The organism is Sporosarcina sp. PTS2304 (genome assembly GCF_003351785.1).
In the GTDB taxonomy this organism is placed as follows: domain Bacteria; phylum Bacillota; class Bacilli; order Bacillales_A; family Planococcaceae; genus Sporosarcina.
Genome location: NZ_CP031230.1, coordinates 1,797,703 through 1,814,828 on the forward strand (window position 1 = coordinate 1,797,703; position 17,126 = coordinate 1,814,828).

The following is a 17,126-nucleotide window of genomic DNA, read 5'->3' on the forward strand; positions in this document are numbered from 1 at the left end:
TCTTTCCGCTTATAAAGTAAATAGAATAATCATTGGAAATGTTGACAAGTGTAAAAAGCAAACGTATAATTGCCTCGAATTCGAGATAATAAAAAGGTGTGAATTTCTAGATGAAAGATAGTCAAACCGATGAGGAATTGTCTTTAAAATTATTCGTTGTATTGAGCCGTGCTGTCAACTCTATAAAAAAACGTGTAGAAGAAGATATTAAAAAATTAGGATTAAACCCTACTGAATTTGCAGTTCTTGAGTTGATTTATAATAAAGGAGATCAACCAATACAAAAAATTGGCGAAAAAATCTTAATAGCCAGCAGTAGTATTACGTATGTAGTCGATAAGTTAGAAAAGAAAAAATACCTTGAACGACAACCATGTCCACATGACCGACGGGTGACGTTTGCGGTCATTACCGAGGCGGGTAGAACTTTAATGGACGAAGTATTCCCTACACATACACAGGATATTAAAGATATCTTTTCGGGATTAGATCGTAATGAAAAAAAAGCTATGATCGAGCAGCTGAAAAAATTGGGACTTCCTCTACAGAAGTTGTAATTGTCACGTATCTACAAAGACACTATGTCACGATAAACATTTGTCTGTAAACGGTTAGTAAGGAGTGAGATCGATGTTCGCAGCAGGTCGAGAAGATATGCAGAAAATGGATCACTATACGATAGAAACATTGGGATTGCCTGGCGCGGTCTTAATGGAAAATGCCGGAGCGAGAGTGGTAGAGGAATTACTGAAGCTAGCTGCGCCACACACAACGTTCGTGGTCTTCGCAGGTAGCGGCAATAACGGTGGCGATGGATTTGTTATTGCGAGAAGATTGCAAGATCTAGGTCATACATGCACTCTTTTTTTAGCGACTGATCCAAGCCATGTAAAAGGAGACGCGAGAATTCATTTTGACGTCTATACTAATCGTCAACTACCGATTCTTTATGCGAAGGATGCGACGCCAGAGACCATACGAACACTAGTGAATAATTCATCTATTATCGTAGATGCACTTCTTGGAACAGGTGCAAGAGGTGAAATACGTGAGCCGATTCGCTCAATCATTACACTTATCAATGAAGCTGAAAAAATCACCGTCGCAGTCGATATTCCTTCAGGAGTGAACAGCGATACAGGCGCCGTAGATGACATCGCAGTTTGTGCCCATCAAACGATTACTTTCGTTGCGCCGAAGCAAGGATTCTTTCTGCAACAAGGATCGCAACATATAGGGCAATGGCAAGCTGTAGATATTTCTGTCCCTCCTTCGATTGCGCATGAGCTTTCATTGGAATTACCACACGTCATAACTGCTGAACTCGCCAAAGCAAGCGTGCCAAAACGACCTAGACACGGTCATAAAGGAACATTTGGTCATGTCCTTGTCATCGGTGGCTCCAAGCCATACGTTGGCGCACCAATCTTCAGCGCCAAAGCTGCATTACACGCTGGGGCAGGACTCGTCACACTCGGTATACCCGAGACCGTTTATCCGATGGCCGCCACCCAATTGCCGACAGCATTATTTTGGCCAATGGAAGAAGTCGATGGCCACCTAGCCGTCCAAACGTACACTAAAAAGCAACTCGAAACATATGACGTATGCGCTGTCGGCCCAGGTCTTAGCCGGTTTGCTGGCGGTGAACTATGGATGCAACATCTCTTGGATTCTTTGAGTGGACAACCGTTAGTGCTGGACGCGGATGGGTTATATATAGCACGAAACCTACTCGATTTACTTCGCACCTACAAAGGACCCGTAGTGCTCACCCCACATCCGGGAGAAATGGCTATGCTGCTACAAACTACCGTTACACAAGTAGAAGCGAATAGGCTGGAAATCGCTAAACAATTCGCAACAGAGCATCGTGTCTATTTATTACTTAAAGGCCATCGCTCCATACTCGCAACTCCCGACGGAACGCTCTACATCAATCCTATCGGTGGTGACGCCCTAGGAAAAGGTGGATCAGGCGATGTCTTAACCGGTATACTCGCCTCATTTTTGGCACAAGGCGCAGAACCGCTAGAAGCTATGATCGCCGCCACTTATTTACATGCGGAAGCTGCTGAACTACAAGCGGATATTCAGTCGCATTACGGAGTAACAGCACCGGATATTATCGAAGGATGTCAGCGTGTGCTGAGGCAGTGGAGTGAATGATTGTGAGGTGTAAGCTTGACATGAAAAAACGTAGATGGTTCAGTAGTCTGAGCTGTTTACGTGATTGCCGTATTTTGTACAGTGAATAGATACGACAACATCACCTTTGTCATCAGATAACATATCTTTTTCGTTGAAAATTTCTATATCTCCACTCATTTTAGAAAAATAATATTCTAGCTCTCTACTACAACCACACTTTATACACGTAATGCTAAACAACGGTTCCTCTCTTTTGCTGTTTAACATCCCGTCTATGACGGTCTTTGCGATTACTAGTGCCCATTCTTTCATTAGAGTTTTTCTCCTTTCTAGACGTTAGTATATTTCGTTAAGGAGTAGTGTCTGTACCAACGAAACCTGCCACTCGATTTCCATACTTCTGAATAAAGGACTATGCTATATATCCCCTTCTTTCTACAGGATACTATGAAATCGATTAACTCTGTTCAAGATAGGATTTCGAGTAGCTTGTTATCTCTTTTTCTCTATAGCCCCATCAAAAAGACGTCCTCCATGGGATCGACTTTTTGACTGTAGTAGATATATGAAACTTTCATTTTTATTTCTCAAATAAATACTTTTTATGCTTAGTTTCACGGCTTAGTGTCTGAAGCTAGTCTCTTCACTTTCTCCAAATCCACTTCATAAGCCGTCTTATATATCCTTGCGACCTGTTCAATTGGCTCCTTCGCTCCATGATACAAAATATGAAAATCATTGTCGCGGAACTGGACGATAAAAATGTCGTCAAACGTCTCGAACGTGTTACGGTTAAAGGTGATGAAACCTGCTGTTTGCTGAGCGGTAGTTTTGACACTGATTTTTCGTCCATTGCTGATCACGTCGAAACCATGTTGATTTACTTCACGGGCAAGTTGTCCTTCTGTCACTATCGCACAATATAGTTCCCCAATCCGTCCGATAAGATGACGCAATTCAGTCGGTTGGCAAGACAGGATGTTCAATTCAAAGTGAAGGACACGTATGTATTCTTCGTATAGATGGCTGATCTGCGAAGGACTGATAAAGAAAGAACCTGTCTTCGGATCTTTATACATCACTCGCTCGCCATTCTTCCATTCGCCAACGACATTCTCGTGTTCGGTTCCTTTTGGTTTATGATAGATTAACCCTGTATACTTTGCATTTTCACCTAAATATTTATATGTACTTCTAGTCAAATATTCAAAAAGATGCTTGTTAAAACCCACTCCAAAGTTGTAGCGGTTATAGCAAAAGTCCGAAAGTATGATGCTGCCCGGCTTCGTGTCATATTCTAGCTGAAGCTTTCTGCGAAGTTCTGTCGCATTAATAATCTCCCCTTCTCTCCCAGCTAGTACTTGTTTCATTTGATCATATATTTTCATTGATATTCCCCTCATGTCTTCGAATATTTTATTAATGTTTGTACATTTCTTTTTTTATACAAGTAACATCACAGATCGCTTTATATACGTGCTGCCTGCTGCTTCTCACGCACTTGTCGCAAATGCATTTTCCGTATCGCTTTCTTCTTCTTTTTCGGTAATTGATCGAGTTCGTCTAGGCTAGAAATAATGCGTTTCCTTTCGTGATCGGTGAGCCGTTGCCTGTCGTCTTGCTTAATCGTTTTTACAAGTTTGCGGTAGTGTATAACTTCTGCCGAGTGGAACGGCTCCTTGAATTTAAATTCAGCCTTACTCGAAAAGGCGATAATAGAATATGCAGGCAAGGCAATCATGTTGAGGTGACTTTTGAGCGCTTCGACGTGACCATAGTTCTGCCGAATCGGGTTGTAGAACTTCTGTTTATTTTTATAAATCGTCTGCGTCCAATATTTCTGATGTTCGCTACCGAAGATCCAGCCAGTGTAGTTCTTCGTTTCGATGACGTGCACGCCAAATTTGGAGACGACGATATGGTCTACCTGCGTCAAGCCAAACTGTTGGTCATGAATATAAAGGTCGTGATAGCTACGGTATTCGTCCCCAAGCTTATTCAGCCTACGCCGGACGATGCGCTCTCCACTAGCACCGCGTATTTTCGGTAGCTGGAGTTTAACAATAGCGCTAAGAGCGATCATAATAGCGAGGAACCAGTAGGCCTTGTCGGTCAAGATTATGCGAAGCGTATCGAAAAACAGTTCCATTGATTCAGACTCCTTCCCAATATACTGTTAATAATTCGTTTCTTTCAGCATATATCTTTTTAACTAGAAAGTCACTGCAAACATAGAAAGTTCTGTCGAATGAAGGTATCAGGATTTTTGAAACAGTACCTGTCCGTGAATCATTTAAGATTGTCTCTCACCCAAGTAGCTTACATATGATAAGGTTTCGATTCGCCATAAAAGTAAACACGTTTTAGCCATCCATTCAATAGAAAATAACTATACTATCCATGAAACTTTTTCCTGATTTTTCTGTCTGTACAGTGATCTAAGAATATACGAATAGAAAGGATCGGATCAAATGAGGAAAATACTATCGATACTAGGCGCAGCTTTACTTGGACTCAGTCTTCCTTTATCAGGTAACGCCGCGGAGGATCAACGGTTTTCCGATGTGCCATCGACTAAACACTTTGCGGAAGCGGTGAATCATTTAGCGGAGCGCAATATCATTGGAGGCTATCCCGATGGCACATTCAAACCAGGTGAATCCATTACTCGCGGACAAGCAGCTGCGATTATCGCGAAAATGACAAAGCTTGATATGACTACTGTCACTAACCCTGGATTTAAAGATGTCTCGACAGCAAACGGTTATTATAAAGCAATCGCCGCCTTATCAGAAAAAGGTGTCATTAATGGGTATGGCGACGGACGCTTCGGACCGAACGACAACATCACCCGGGGACAGATGGCTTCCATTCTAATCAAGGCATTTGAATTGCCTCTGTATAAAGAGCCTTGGAATCCTGATTACACGAACAGTTTCAAAGATCTTAATTACAGAAATAGCCATAGGGCGGGTGTTTACAGTCTCTATCAGCTCAATCTAACAACAGGTACAACACCGACCACATACAGCCCGAATGCCCCAGTAACACGCGGACAGGCCGCAAAGTTATTGAAAGCTTCCGAAGAAGTGAAAGCAGAAATCAAGGTGTTGCATCCGGAGGACTATGGTGGTCATGAGATTACAAATGTAAGTACAACAGCTCCAGATGTTCTAGACGCCATTACGCACTATAAAAAGAACACTCTCTACGAAACGGATATGGTACTTCACCTCGTACCGAAAAAAGAAGGAACCGCTACGTTGAGTTTTTCTGTAGATGAAAAAGCGCATAAAAATTATACGGTGCAGGTAAAAAAAGTGAACGGTGCCTTCCAAGTTCTACTGGATGAAGCTAACGGACCCTTTGCCGTTCCGTTAGAATTATGGATGAAGGATGAAATAAAAAAGGAAGACCGTCCATCAATTGGAGCAAATTCGATTTCATTGAAGACAGTCGAGGGCAAAACGGTCAACGGTAATATGTCGTTCAACAGCTGTACGAATCCCATTAAGCAATATTGTCACGTCGTCCAGATCGATCTAGACGGCGACTTCATAGCTACTGTGCGGTATGCTGATGGGACAGAGACACTTTACAGCATTCATTCCGTACTGGATGAGTCCCAATCATTTTATACCGTGTCTTCACATGTAATAAACCATCATTACATGGACGTTACGGTAGATGAAGGCAACAAGAACCTCGGCGAGCCGATTTTGCCGAATGGATATGAAAAAATTGCCACAGTTAAGAGAATGAACGGGACGAATACGTTTCGTATCACTCCGAAGAAAGCGGGTAACTTCTGGGTGAGATTTCCGAGTAGGATGTGGACTCCCGACGATCCATTAGACGGGAGAGTCCAATTCGGCATTCTAGTCGTCGTCGAACAGATCGGACCGCACCTTCATATAGAGGCAGAAGAGACTGTCGAGTATTAATTAATTCGATTCACATGTACTCAAGTTTATGCGATTTTTTAAAAATAGTAAGTTCCGGAATGATTTTTTATTGTTCCGAGCTTATTCCCTTCTTATTAAGTTTATCTTTATAGATTCTACAGTTGCTGTATAAATAAAAAAATCCCCCGCTAGTGGCGGAGGATTCACTTATTTAACGACCGTCACCGGACATCTTGCTTCTTTGATCACTTTATGGCTGACGCTGCCGAGCATCATTTCCTGCACGACGTTCAAGCCGCGGCTTCCGATGACTAAATGATCGAGTGGCGTTGCATCCGCATACTGCACAATTTTCTGCGCGGGGTCTCCTTCAAATACAATAAGCTCTATGTTTACTTGTGACTGCCCGGCTAGTTCCATTGCCGGCTTCGTCACGCGATGCCGGATTACTTCCCTGCCTTCTTTGCTTGCACGTTCGTCATTCGCCGTGTTGAAATCCACCACATAAATAATCTTCAGTTCCGGCTCGGGAACCATTCCCGCTACGTGCACCGCATGCTCTACCGCACGTAGCGCATTTTGTGATCCGTCGATCGCTACACCTATCTTCATTATGTATCCTCCTCACTTTCCTCTATCTACTAGTATGAACAGAAAAGAAGATATTTGCAATGGTCGGGCTTATTGCTTTAACAAACCGTTTCACTTTTCCTCTTCTCTATACTCCGCGAGACTTTTCAGCTGCATACCTTGATCATCGAAATTGTCTCTCGCAAGCCACTTTATGAAAACTCTTTTCCTGTCAGGCCATTCCTCCGCAAGCATCGAGAACCAAGCAGTATCACGCGAGCGGCCTTTATACACTACCGCATGGCGGAATGTCCCTTCATACGTGAAGCCAAGTCGCTCCGCCGCGCGGAAGGAAGGTTTGTTTAAGGCATCGCACTTCCATTCGTAGCGCCGGTAGCCAAGTTCTTCAAACACATACGAAGCGAGCAGTTCATGCGCTTCCGTTGCTATGCGCGTTCTTCGTAATGCATCAGAAAAAATGACGTTGCCTACTTCCACGACACCGTTCTTCGGATCGATCCTCATTAGGCTGAACATGCCGAGCGCACAATTCGTCTCGCGGTCAAGCACTGCATAGAATACAGCTGCCGGATGGTTGATTTTCTCCGCAATACTCTGTTCGAATGTAGCGAAATCTGTAGGTGGCTCTGTCGATAAATATGTCCAGTTCGCAGGTTGTGATGCTCGATACGCTTCAAACAAATCTTGCGTATGTTCTATAGAAAGTCGTGTGACGATGGCATAGTCGCCTGTACAATGCATATCACCAGGATACGGTCGTTCTTGCCAGTTCAACACTGGATCACCGATCGGCTGATTATGTTCGTTTAGTTGTGTATTCATTGGACCCCTTCTTTCATTCGATGAAACGCTCTCAGCGATTAATAGTATTTTCTGAATTTATCATATACTTCAACGTAACAGATATCAACGAAATACTTTGTCAATCTCCGCGCGGTCATAATCGAGTATCCAGTCACTGAACGCTTCATATACTGGGCGTATCGTACGCACGTCGGTTCCAAGTAGGTCGCCTCCCCTGTCGTCATAGACATAGAAGATCGTTCCTTTCGTTCGATTGACGAAATAAACAGCTGTGTGGACAGCCGGCTGTATGCCCATATCTTGATTGCAGATTGCTTTTAACAACGCAACATATCGAATGTCGGAACGATGGCATAGCAAGCTGAACCGGTTCACGGCATAGTCTTCGTCATCCGATACAACACAGCCTTCATACCGCAAGCGACGCAGTACGGCACGTTCCTTTACATATTTCGCAAAAACTTTCCGACTGCTAGATGCCGGAATGTCCGCCACTAGATAAAGCTCGTCCACCGGCTCATGCACCGTTTCAAATAAAGCGATCGCCCGACTATAAACGCCAGGCAAATAGAGTGGATTGTCATGGATACTGACAGAGCTTTCGTTTACTCCAAGCTCAAAGCGAATCGCGGCATCCCATGAATAGAATAATGGCGGTTCGAGCGCAAGGCCTGGGAAGCGGCTGTCCAAAAACTTTTTCAATGTCATTCAACACCCTCCTTCCTTTACAACAGTTTGTGTGTCGAAACTACTTTGACAACAGATTACTTTTGCTCTAGCGAATAACCTGTTCGTTCCAGCTTCACTGCCACCGCCAAGTATCGTTACTTTCATGTTAGAACCCCTCCATCAATTACACTTTTTTTCATTATAAACTATGTGAGGGATAGTTTGATTAGCATTTAATCATCAACAACTAACTACACGACATACTTTGATGAGTAGTCATATTCAAAAAAGCTTCTCATACCGGTGATTTTTTGGAATAAAAAAAGAAGGTGAGGCGCGGTTAATCATAGAAGAGGCGCGAACGCTCATAGAATGCGGAGAAGTGATCATAGAACGCACGCAACCGCTCATAGAACATGGGGAAGCGATCATAGAACGGACGCAACCGCTCATAGAACACGGGGAAGCGATCATAGAACGGACGCGAACGCTCATAGAATGCGGGGAAGCGATCATAGAACGGACGCAACCGCTCATAGAACGCGGGGAAGCGATCATAGAACGGACGCAACCGCTCATAGAACGCGGGGAAGCGATCATAGAACGGACGCAACCGCTCATAGATTACAAATCAGGATTTATGTCATAAATAGAACGTACAGACACATTCACTATGCCATACATTTCTTTGACGTGAATCGTTCTTCCTTTATCTATGCCTGACACCGCATCACCCGGCTCACCACGCATCCAGTAGACGCCATTTTCAAATTCCATATCGATCGTCCCTACACTTTTCGCCGTAATATGGAATATGCCCGTACCCGGCTCCCGCACTACCGTTGCGATAGAATCTGCGTTTTCAGTGAGTATCGTATGCTTTCCTATATTATTCGCAGCTTTTTTATCATACGTATAATATCCATCGTATGATTTTGCTACATCATACATAAGTGACGGCTTTTCCTGCAACACTACCGTATCATAATAAAATGAGCCATTTACTGGTACTTTTGCTTCGATTGCGAACCGCACATCTTTTCCGTTCGCAAAACGTACAGTCGCAATATAGTCACCTGGCTTGTCGATTATTATATACTTGCGAGTAGAATCTTGATCTGTTCCGAATATCGCATCGTTGGATACCAATGTTCCATCCACTGTAGAGATCTGGACACGTTGAATTTGTTCTTCTGTACCTATGTCGAAGATCGCGGCAGTTGGCAAATAATCTGCTGTTTTCTCAAGTGTCAGCTGCAACTCTCCGTTCACTTTCTTCACTTGCACATAATATTTTTGAAGAGGCAGCTTCTCGTAACCTTTCCATTCCCCCTGTTTCCATATTCACAGTTCTTCTATTCACGTTCCTTCTTTCCGTTAACAATAACTTTTCACTCTATATCAATCACAAGAAAAATTTACTTTTCAACTACATGAGACACTTTTTTCTTCCGGATCCACGCGAAAATAATCGCACCGATCAATACGAATCCTAAATACCCCATCACCGGATACACTGTGCCGACAAGTGTTACAAAACCTACAAAGCTTGCGGCATATGCTACTAAGCCAAATAGGATAATACTCCCTTTAAATCGTACTGTATCAGGTTGGATAAAGCGTACAGTGAATGCGTACAACATGCCGACTGCAGTATTATAAATCATTCCCAATAAAATAATGGACATGAGTGCACCGACTACCGGACCCATATTATTCGCTAAGAACAACATCGGCATCGGTACAGCGGCGATTTCTTTCAACTGTGTCAACATCGATATATTAATGAGAAGAAGGAGAAGACCCAAACCAAGACCTCCGATGATACCACCCCATGCGGCAACTTTTTCGTCCTTGACTGTTCCTCCCATGACCGTCAACATCGCAACACCGGCTGCAATATTATAGGAAACATACAAAAGTCCGCCTAATAGCCAATGAGGAGCTCCTTGGTTTTTACTAGTAACTGCCGCTTGAATTTCAGCAGTCGAGAAATCATAGTTGATCACTGAATACCCTGTGATCACAATAACGAGTAACAATAGAAATGGCGTGAATGCACCAATGAGCGTGATAACTTTTTGAACACTTAATGTCACAGTGGCGATTGTAACAATAGCCATTATAATACTTCCGATATAGCCAGGAATATTAAATTGCTGCTCGAATATTGCGCCAGCACCTGAAAACATCACAACTGTGACGCCGAAAAGGAAAAACGTAATAACAAAATCCACAACAATTCCTACATACCGCCCGCAAATATGGTAAATTACATTTTGATGGGACGTTGTTTGCAAACGGCTGCCTAGTTGAGTTAAATTCATGCCGATGAATGCGAATAATGCCGTTGCTACAAGAGTTCCAATTATGCCAATCGTGCCAAAACTAGTGAAAAACTGTAAAATTTCTTGTCCGGATGCAAATCCCGCACCAACGATTACGCCGATGAAAGCTGCTCCGATTTGAAAACTCTTTTTCATCCCTCTTCCCGCTCTCTATTATATAATTTATCTATCCAATTAATTATTTTTTCAGATTATTTAAAGCTTAGTGGGCGAACTTTTTCACCCACTTGACTCATTATGCTTGATACTTCATTTCTTTCACTGTGAATTTATTCATCGCTTCCATATTCGGTTCATATCCAATACCATATGCACTCGGTACGGTAATATAGCCATTATCTACAACGACTTCTGGCTTGATAATATCTTCCTCCCAATAGCGAGATGATCCCGCTGTGTCACCCGGCAGAATAAAATTAGGCAGTGTCGTAAGCGCTACGTTATGTGCGCGGCCAATTCCTGACTCCAGCATGCCCCCACACCAAACAGGAATATTGTGTTCCATGCAGTAATCATGGATCTTCTTCGCTTCAGTCAATCCACCGACACGACCAATTTTAATATTGATGATTTTACAGCTTCCAAGCTCAAACGCTTTTCGGGTATCTTCAAGGGAGTGGATACTCTCATCCAAACAAATCGGTGTTTGGATTTCTTTTTGCAATGTCGCATGGTCGATAATATCGTCCGAAGCTAACGGTTGCTCAATCATCGTTAAATTAAATTCATCCAACTGTTTAAGTAACTCCACATCTTCAAGTGTATAGGCCGAGTTGGCATCCGCCATCAGTGGTACGTCAGGGAAGTTTTTGCGAAGTTCACGTAGTACCTCCACATCATATCCTGGTTTAATCTTTACTTTTATACGTTTATAGCCTTCTTCAACAAAACCACGGACAGCCTCTACTAATGCAGCGGTATCTTCTTGAATCCCGATACTAATTCCGACTTCTATTTTCTCGGCTTCTCCACCTAGCGCCTGCGCCAAAGTCATGTTGTTGCGCTTGGCATACAGATCCCAAATCGCTCCCTCGACAGTGGATTTAGCCATATTATTTTTACGGATCGCTGCGAAAAGTACACTTACTTCATCTGGGTGACTGATTTCCTTGCCAATCACTAAAGGGATTAAAAAGTCCTCCAACATATGTAGATTGGTTTCGAGCGTTTCTTCATTGTACCAAGGCGAATGGAATGCGACCGACTCCCCCCATCCCGTATTTCCTAACTCATCTACCGCTTCAAGCAATAGAAAGTCTTTTTCTTGAAACGTACCAAAACTTGTAGTGAATGGGCTTTTCATCATCATTTTCATTTTCCGGATCGTAATCTCTTTAATAATCATTCGAATTCTCCTCGTGTTTTATAGTTAGTGGAATCATTGTTTTTTTTACGAATTGATAGTAATGAACGTCCGTGTCGGATTTCCTCAACCCTACTAGCGCATACCCTTCACCGAATAGCGATTGAAAGACTGCTCTGATCTTCATGCGCCAATCGAGTGCTAGTTCAGGCTCATTCTTTTTAATGAATTGAATATTTTCTGGTATCGGTACTTCCACACCATCGCTACTTAACGACATTCCCTCTAGAAGTACTTCCATCATCGGATTGCCTTTTTCAGATTGTCGGACTGCAAACGGTCGGTCGTAGTCGGATAATACGGGCATCCACAATTCTTCCACCCGTTCACTGGAAATCCACCACTCAACTTGTAGCCGATCGGATGGTAATCCTTTATTTAAACTATCTTCCATTTCGCCATAGCAGTTTTCTAAATACGTAGTGCAGATACCATACAACTTCGTCAAATTTAAATATGCATTACGACTTTCTAACGGGTCAAATGTCCACGTAATTAAGTCATAGCCGATTTCCTTGGCGAGTTTACGTTGCTCGTCCTTCAACATCTTGCCAATTCCTGATAATTGATAATCGGGAAGTACGCCAAGCATATGAGAACATAAATACGTTTTCCCATTCGCAAATCCTGGAAAACTATAAGAAAATCCGACCATCTTCTGTTGATCAAAAGCACCTATCACTAACCCGCCATTTTTCGAAGCTGTATACGTTTGATGTGTCGGAAGCGTACCCTCTCCCCAAACTTGCTTTTCAAGTTCTTGAACTAGTCGCATATCTTCGTTCGATTGTAATTTACGAATCGAGAAATCATTTTTCATATACTCACGTCCTTTTTTCTAGCTGCTCAAATGTGTGACTTACTGTCCGGGCGAGTATTTCGATTCCCGTCAGTATACTGTCGTGATTGAACGTCATATGCGGATGATGAAGCCCCGGTGATAGATCACACCCGAGACCAAGCATCGTTGCTTTAATCGCTGGCCGTTTCAATGTGTAATAATGAAAATCTTCTCCCCCCGGTGTGACGATAGGAGGCACTAGAAACTGTTCTCCCACGGTTTCCGTAATGGCTGTTGCCATCAGTTCAACTGCGGTTTCATCCACTTGTGCAGCGGCGATTTCCGATACTATTTGAAAATCGATCGTCACTTCAAACATTTCGGCAACAGTAGAAATTATTTTATCCACATGGCTCATCAGCTTCTCCATAACTTCATTCGTTTGGGCTCGAATGTCTAAGCTGAACACTGCATTTCCCGGAATGATATTTGCCGATTCCCCACCCGCTTGAAACATCGTCATTTTTGCGGAATGCGGAACCATCGGATCAACGTGTATGCTATTGATCGCTTGAACGAGTTGCGCCATTACTTCAATCGCATTTTGACCGAGATGCGGCCTTGCACCGTGTGTATCCATTCCGATAATTGATCCCTTTACCATTTTGGCAGAACCGTGCAAAATGGCAGGCGACGAATAGCCATTGCGAAGTTCTTGAATAGGACGAAGATGCACACCGTACAAATAATCTACATCATCCACAATGCCTTTTTCCACCAATGATAAGGCACCTGTCCCTTTTTCCTCAGCAGGTTGGAAAATCACTTTTAAACGACCAGCTTTTGGAATCCCGAGCCTCTTCAGAACGAGTAACGTCCCAACCGCCATTGTCATATGTGCGTCATGTCCACATGAATGATTCGCTTGATATATCCCGTCGACTTCTTGCCATAATGCATCTATATCCGTACGCAACGCAACACAATACTCTCCAGTTCCAACCGTCACAACTAGTCCCGTCGAACCCTCAACTGTCGTCACTTGGAACTCTTCATCCTCTAGCAGTTGCTGTAAATACTTCGTCGTCTCTACTTCCTGCCAACTGATTTCAGGGTGTTCATGTAAATGGGTAAACACTTCTTCAATCAAAGGTTTTATTTCTTGCAATGCCGCTTCCACCTTCATTCCACCCCTTCCACGAATAAAAAATCACTCGCTATTGATTGATAAGACTGTTGCCTTTTCTCGAAACTTTCTTTTTCCCTCACTGATAACCCAGCCACGACCGCATTCATAAATGAAAACAAAGAAGCAGTCGCGTCGAGCGTTGACCTATTCGGTGAATAAATCGGAAATAATAAATGACTATAGGCGTGAATCGGAGCTAGCGACGAATCTGTAATCCCAATAATGAAAGCATCCTGTTTATGTGCCAATCGTGCAATTTGAATCGTTTCTTTCAAATAACGATGGAATGAAATGACAATCACTACGGAATTGCTGTTCATTTGACTCAATGTTTGAATGACATCTTCCGTTTCGGGTCGCAACAACTGTACGTTACTTCTCACTAAACCGATTGTATAGGAAAGCCAATTAGCTGCAGTATAAGACGATCGAAGCCCAAGCACATAGACAGTTTCGGCTTTAGAAAGCTGTTCAATCGCTTCTTCATAATCAGCCTCCTTAATCTGTTTCATCGTCTCCGCAATGGTTACACGATCCTTTTCCATCACTTGCTCGAAGAAATGCGGTGTTTGTTCGAGCACAAGCTTGGATTGCTGATAGGTCGTCAAGCTACTTTGCTGAAACAACAAGCTCTCCCGAATAGTCTTTTGTAATTCGGCATAACCGGAAAGTTCCAAACTATGACAGAAGCGGATAACCGTTGTCTCACTGACGTCAATCTTCGCACCAATTTCTTGCGCTGAAGACATCGCTACTATTTTCGGATGATCGATAACATACTGCCCTACTTTCTTTTGGCTTTTCGATAAATTATCGTAACGTTCCTGAATCAGCTCTTTAAATTTCACAAACTCTCACTCCTTTTTGAAGCCGAAACATCTTTAATGTAGAATGTGAAGTTTATACTTCATCATTTGGTATGTATTAACTTACCATATACGTTAACAGAAAACAATGTAAAATCTGAATTATGAGCGGTTGGTATATGTTGGTGTTCTTTAAGCTATATTCCATACGTTCTGTAGTGTACTTATTAATCGAAAAATGCCAACCTCCTTTGTGGGGTTGGCATTTACAACGTACATATGATAATATTTCGCTTTCATAATATAAGGAGCAAGGCTGACTTGAAGAGTCATGCGGCTTGCGCTGGAGGGCGATACGCTTTCCGGAGGGGACGCGGTGGACCGTCAAGCGCTGCGAGTTACACCTGTCGTCCTTATCCTCCCGGAGTCGATCGTCTTCCAGCTCCAGCCGAACTTTGTGTTGGCAAGACAGTTTGATCACTCTTTGTATGTAGTGAAGACTACCTGGACTTGTCTGCTACTTTATGTTCGTTTATTAGATGGAGCAAGGCTGACTTGGAGAGTCATGCGGCTTGCGCTTCCAGACGATACGCTTTCCGGAGGGGACGCGGTGGACCCCGCAAAAGTGCACTGCGGGTTACACCTGTCGTCCTGATCCTCCCGGAGTCGATCGTCTTCCAGCTTCAGCCGAACTTAGTGTGCGCAAGACAGGTTGATCACTCTTTGTATGTAGTGAAAGATCAAGTGAGTAGACTTGTCTGATACCATGCGACCGTTTTTGAAGTTAAAAAGCGGTGAAGTGTGGCTAGCTACTATGACTGTTTCGATGAACTGAGTGGGAAAAGAAATGACTCTATATGCATTCACTCAGGCAATCCGAAGCTTCACCCACACTGTTCAGAAAGCGTAACTTACCATACTATATTTCTGGACGAACACAAACTGACTTACGAACACAAATTCAAGGATTCTCCCGGAAGAACCGGCGACTCCTGGAGGATCAGCACGACAGGCGTAATCGCCAACGCACTTCTGGCGAGTCCGCCGCGTGCCCTCAGGAAAGCGTCCGGTTCTGGAGGGAGAATCCTAGCACATACCCTACTTTTCTGCACCGCACTGGAGAAGTCACTTCCGCCACTCCAACTTCTGGACGAACACCAACTGATTTCCCAACAAAAACTCAAGGATTCTCCCGGAAGAACCGGCGACTCCTGGAGGATCAGTGTGACAGGCGTAATCGCCAACGCACTACTGGCGAGTCCGCCGCACACCCTCAGGAAAGCGTCCGGTTCTGTAGGGAGAATCCTAGCACGTACACTACTTTTCTGCACCGCACTGGAGAAGTCACTTCCGCCACTCCAACTTCTGAACGAACACCAACTGATTTCCCAACACTAACTCAAGGATTCTCCCGGAAGAACCGGCGACTCCTGGAGGATCAGTGTGACAGGCGTAATCGCCAACGCACTTCTGGCGAGTCCGCCGCACACCCTCAGGAAAGCGTCCGGTTCTGGAGGGAGAATCCTAACACGTACACTTATTTTCTGCACTTTACAGGAAGAATCACTTACCTCACACAAATATACTTTACGAATAAATTCATCAGTCAGCAAAAATAAAATTCACATCGCCTACGCCTATATCCGCTTTAATCTCTATTACTACATCCGACTGGCCATATGCTTCATTGACATACACATCGTTACCTTTTGCGATCAGCTGCTTTGTCCCCACGCTCCCGATACCTTTTGAGACTTTCAGTTTCACACCGGTATGTTTCGGCAATATCACTTCCATATCGCCGACCCCCATATCAAAATTTGCTGTAAAGCCATCTTGCCAGTCACCGCTTAAATCGACTGTCGTATCGCCTACACCTGCATCGATTGACAATTTGCTGAGCCGGATGCCCGAAAGATTCAATTGCGAATCGGAAACGCCCATATCTACGCTCAAATCAATCGGGACTTCTTTCGTCAGCTGAAGCTTCCAATCATTGCGATTACGTCCAGTAATCTTGAAGATAGAAGATTGCTGGTGAACTGTCACATATCCTGTGCCTCTTTTCTGCTTATAACCAACAACCGGCTTCCACTTTTTCACGTTCGTATCAATCGTCCCGTCCACCCAGCCATCCGCGCCGCCTTCAACAAGCAGAGTGCCGGTACCAAAATCGATATCCACATCCAGCGACTCCGCATCGTCCTTTGCAATCGCCACTTCGTCCGTCCCTTTGCTCCCTAGGAAAAAAATATATACTTTGTAAATCTGCACACCCGCCACAGCGACTACTGCCGCTATCAACAGCGCAATCCAGAATTTTCGCATACTGCCCCCTCCTTTCCTCTATCATACTCATTTTTTCTGAAAATCGAATCAATCCAATGACGGAAGAGGAAGTCGGTCTTAGGGCGGAGTAGTACACTAGAAAAGTGCTTATGCTGTAAAATTTTCACGCCTGTTGATTAACCATATGATGTATCCTACTCATTCATTTAAAAGCGAATAAAATAAACGGC

The 17,126-nt window shown here is 43.6% G+C and carries 18 protein-coding genes; 4 read left to right on the forward strand and 14 right to left on the reverse strand.

The window, feature by feature from the left end:
- Positions 1–110: 110 nt before the first annotated feature.
- Together DV702_RS08600 and DV702_RS08605 are read left to right on the forward strand one after the other, a co-directional pair.
- Positions 111–557: a MarR family winged helix-turn-helix transcriptional regulator gene (locus tag DV702_RS08600; RefSeq protein ID WP_114924388.1), complete on the forward strand. Its 447-nt coding sequence runs from the start codon at positions 111–113 to the stop codon at positions 555–557.
- 73 nt (positions 558–630) lie between these two features.
- On the forward strand, positions 631–2,169 hold the full coding sequence (locus tag DV702_RS08605) for an NAD(P)H-hydrate dehydratase (protein WP_114924389.1): 1,539 nt from the start codon (positions 631–633) through the stop codon (positions 2,167–2,169).
- Between the two features lie 39 nt (positions 2,170–2,208).
- Here the strand turns inward: DV702_RS08605 and DV702_RS08610 are convergent, their stop codons facing one another.
- The 3 genes from DV702_RS08610 to DV702_RS08620 all read right to left on the reverse strand — a co-directional run bounded on the left by DV702_RS08610 (position 2,209) and on the right by DV702_RS08620 (position 4,300).
- Complete coding sequence (locus tag DV702_RS08610; RefSeq protein ID WP_114924390.1) at positions 2,209–2,463, reverse strand: hypothetical protein; 255 nt, start codon at positions 2,461–2,463, stop codon at positions 2,209–2,211.
- Between the two features lie 302 nt (positions 2,464–2,765).
- Positions 2,766–3,539, reverse strand: a complete 774-nt coding sequence (locus DV702_RS08615; protein ID WP_114924391.1) for a DUF7225 domain-containing protein — start codon at positions 3,537–3,539, stop codon at positions 2,766–2,768.
- Between the two features lie 80 nt (positions 3,540–3,619).
- Complete coding sequence (locus DV702_RS08620) at positions 3,620–4,300, reverse strand: nuclease-related domain-containing protein (RefSeq protein WP_114924392.1); 681 nt, start codon at positions 4,298–4,300, stop codon at positions 3,620–3,622.
- Between the two features lie 322 nt (positions 4,301–4,622).
- On the opposite strand from DV702_RS08620, the gene DV702_RS08625 reads away from it, so the two are divergent.
- Complete coding sequence (locus DV702_RS08625; protein ID WP_114924393.1) at positions 4,623–6,095, forward strand: S-layer homology domain-containing protein; 1,473 nt, start codon at positions 4,623–4,625, stop codon at positions 6,093–6,095.
- Between the two features lie 168 nt (positions 6,096–6,263).
- Here the strand turns inward: DV702_RS08625 and DV702_RS08630 are convergent, their stop codons facing one another.
- The 4 genes from DV702_RS08630 to DV702_RS17190 all read right to left on the reverse strand — a co-directional run bounded on the left by DV702_RS08630 (position 6,264) and on the right by DV702_RS17190 (position 8,285).
- Positions 6,264–6,668, reverse strand: a complete 405-nt coding sequence (locus tag DV702_RS08630) for a universal stress protein (protein WP_114924394.1) — start codon at positions 6,666–6,668, stop codon at positions 6,264–6,266.
- Between the two features lie 90 nt (positions 6,669–6,758).
- Positions 6,759–7,469, reverse strand: a complete 711-nt coding sequence (locus DV702_RS08635; RefSeq protein WP_114924395.1) for a GNAT family N-acetyltransferase — start codon at positions 7,467–7,469, stop codon at positions 6,759–6,761.
- 84 nt (positions 7,470–7,553) lie between these two features.
- On the reverse strand, positions 7,554–8,159 hold the full coding sequence (locus DV702_RS08640; RefSeq protein ID WP_114924396.1) for a DUF3885 domain-containing protein: 606 nt from the start codon (positions 8,157–8,159) through the stop codon (positions 7,554–7,556).
- Complete coding sequence (locus DV702_RS17190; protein ID WP_256359790.1) at positions 8,160–8,285, reverse strand: hypothetical protein; 126 nt, start codon at positions 8,283–8,285, stop codon at positions 8,160–8,162. It lies immediately after the preceding gene.
- 217 nt (positions 8,286–8,502) lie between these two features.
- On the opposite strand from DV702_RS17190, the gene DV702_RS08645 reads away from it, so the two are divergent.
- A complete protein-coding gene (locus DV702_RS08645; protein ID WP_114924397.1) occupies positions 8,503–8,769 on the forward strand; it encodes a hypothetical protein in 267 nt (88 codons plus the stop codon).
- On the opposite strand, the gene DV702_RS08650 is transcribed toward DV702_RS08645, so the two are convergent.
- The 7 genes from DV702_RS08650 to DV702_RS08690 form a co-directional block, all read right to left on the reverse strand.
- Positions 8,745–9,401 (reverse strand): hypothetical protein, encoded by a 657-nt coding sequence (locus DV702_RS08650; protein WP_162805763.1) that lies wholly within the window; start codon positions 9,399–9,401, stop codon positions 8,745–8,747. The genes DV702_RS08645 and DV702_RS08650 overlap by 25 nt on opposite strands.
- A gap of 137 nt (positions 9,402–9,538) precedes the next feature.
- On the reverse strand, positions 9,539–10,603 hold the full coding sequence (locus DV702_RS08655) for a YkvI family membrane protein (protein ID WP_114924399.1): 1,065 nt from the start codon (positions 10,601–10,603) through the stop codon (positions 9,539–9,541).
- A 100-nt stretch (positions 10,604–10,703) separates the two neighbouring features.
- A complete protein-coding gene (gene menC / locus DV702_RS08660) occupies positions 10,704–11,813 on the reverse strand; it encodes an o-succinylbenzoate synthase (protein WP_114924400.1) in 1,110 nt (369 codons plus the stop codon).
- Entirely contained in the window at positions 11,803–12,651 is an 849-nt protein-coding gene (locus DV702_RS08665) for a GNAT family N-acetyltransferase (protein ID WP_114924401.1), read from the reverse strand. The genes menC and DV702_RS08665 overlap by 11 nt, the downstream gene beginning before the upstream one ends.
- A gap of 4 nt (positions 12,652–12,655) precedes the next feature.
- Positions 12,656–13,792: a M20 peptidase aminoacylase family protein gene (locus tag DV702_RS08670; protein ID WP_114925887.1), complete on the reverse strand. Its 1,137-nt coding sequence runs from the start codon at positions 13,790–13,792 to the stop codon at positions 12,656–12,658.
- 2 nt (positions 13,793–13,794) lie between these two features.
- Positions 13,795–14,649 (reverse strand): MurR/RpiR family transcriptional regulator, encoded by an 855-nt coding sequence (locus DV702_RS08675; RefSeq protein WP_114924402.1) that lies wholly within the window; start codon positions 14,647–14,649, stop codon positions 13,795–13,797.
- Between the two features lie 1,560 nt (positions 14,650–16,209).
- Positions 16,210–16,935 (reverse strand): toast rack family protein, encoded by a 726-nt coding sequence (locus DV702_RS08690; protein WP_114924405.1) that lies wholly within the window; start codon positions 16,933–16,935, stop codon positions 16,210–16,212.
- Positions 16,936–17,126 lie beyond the last annotated feature (191 nt).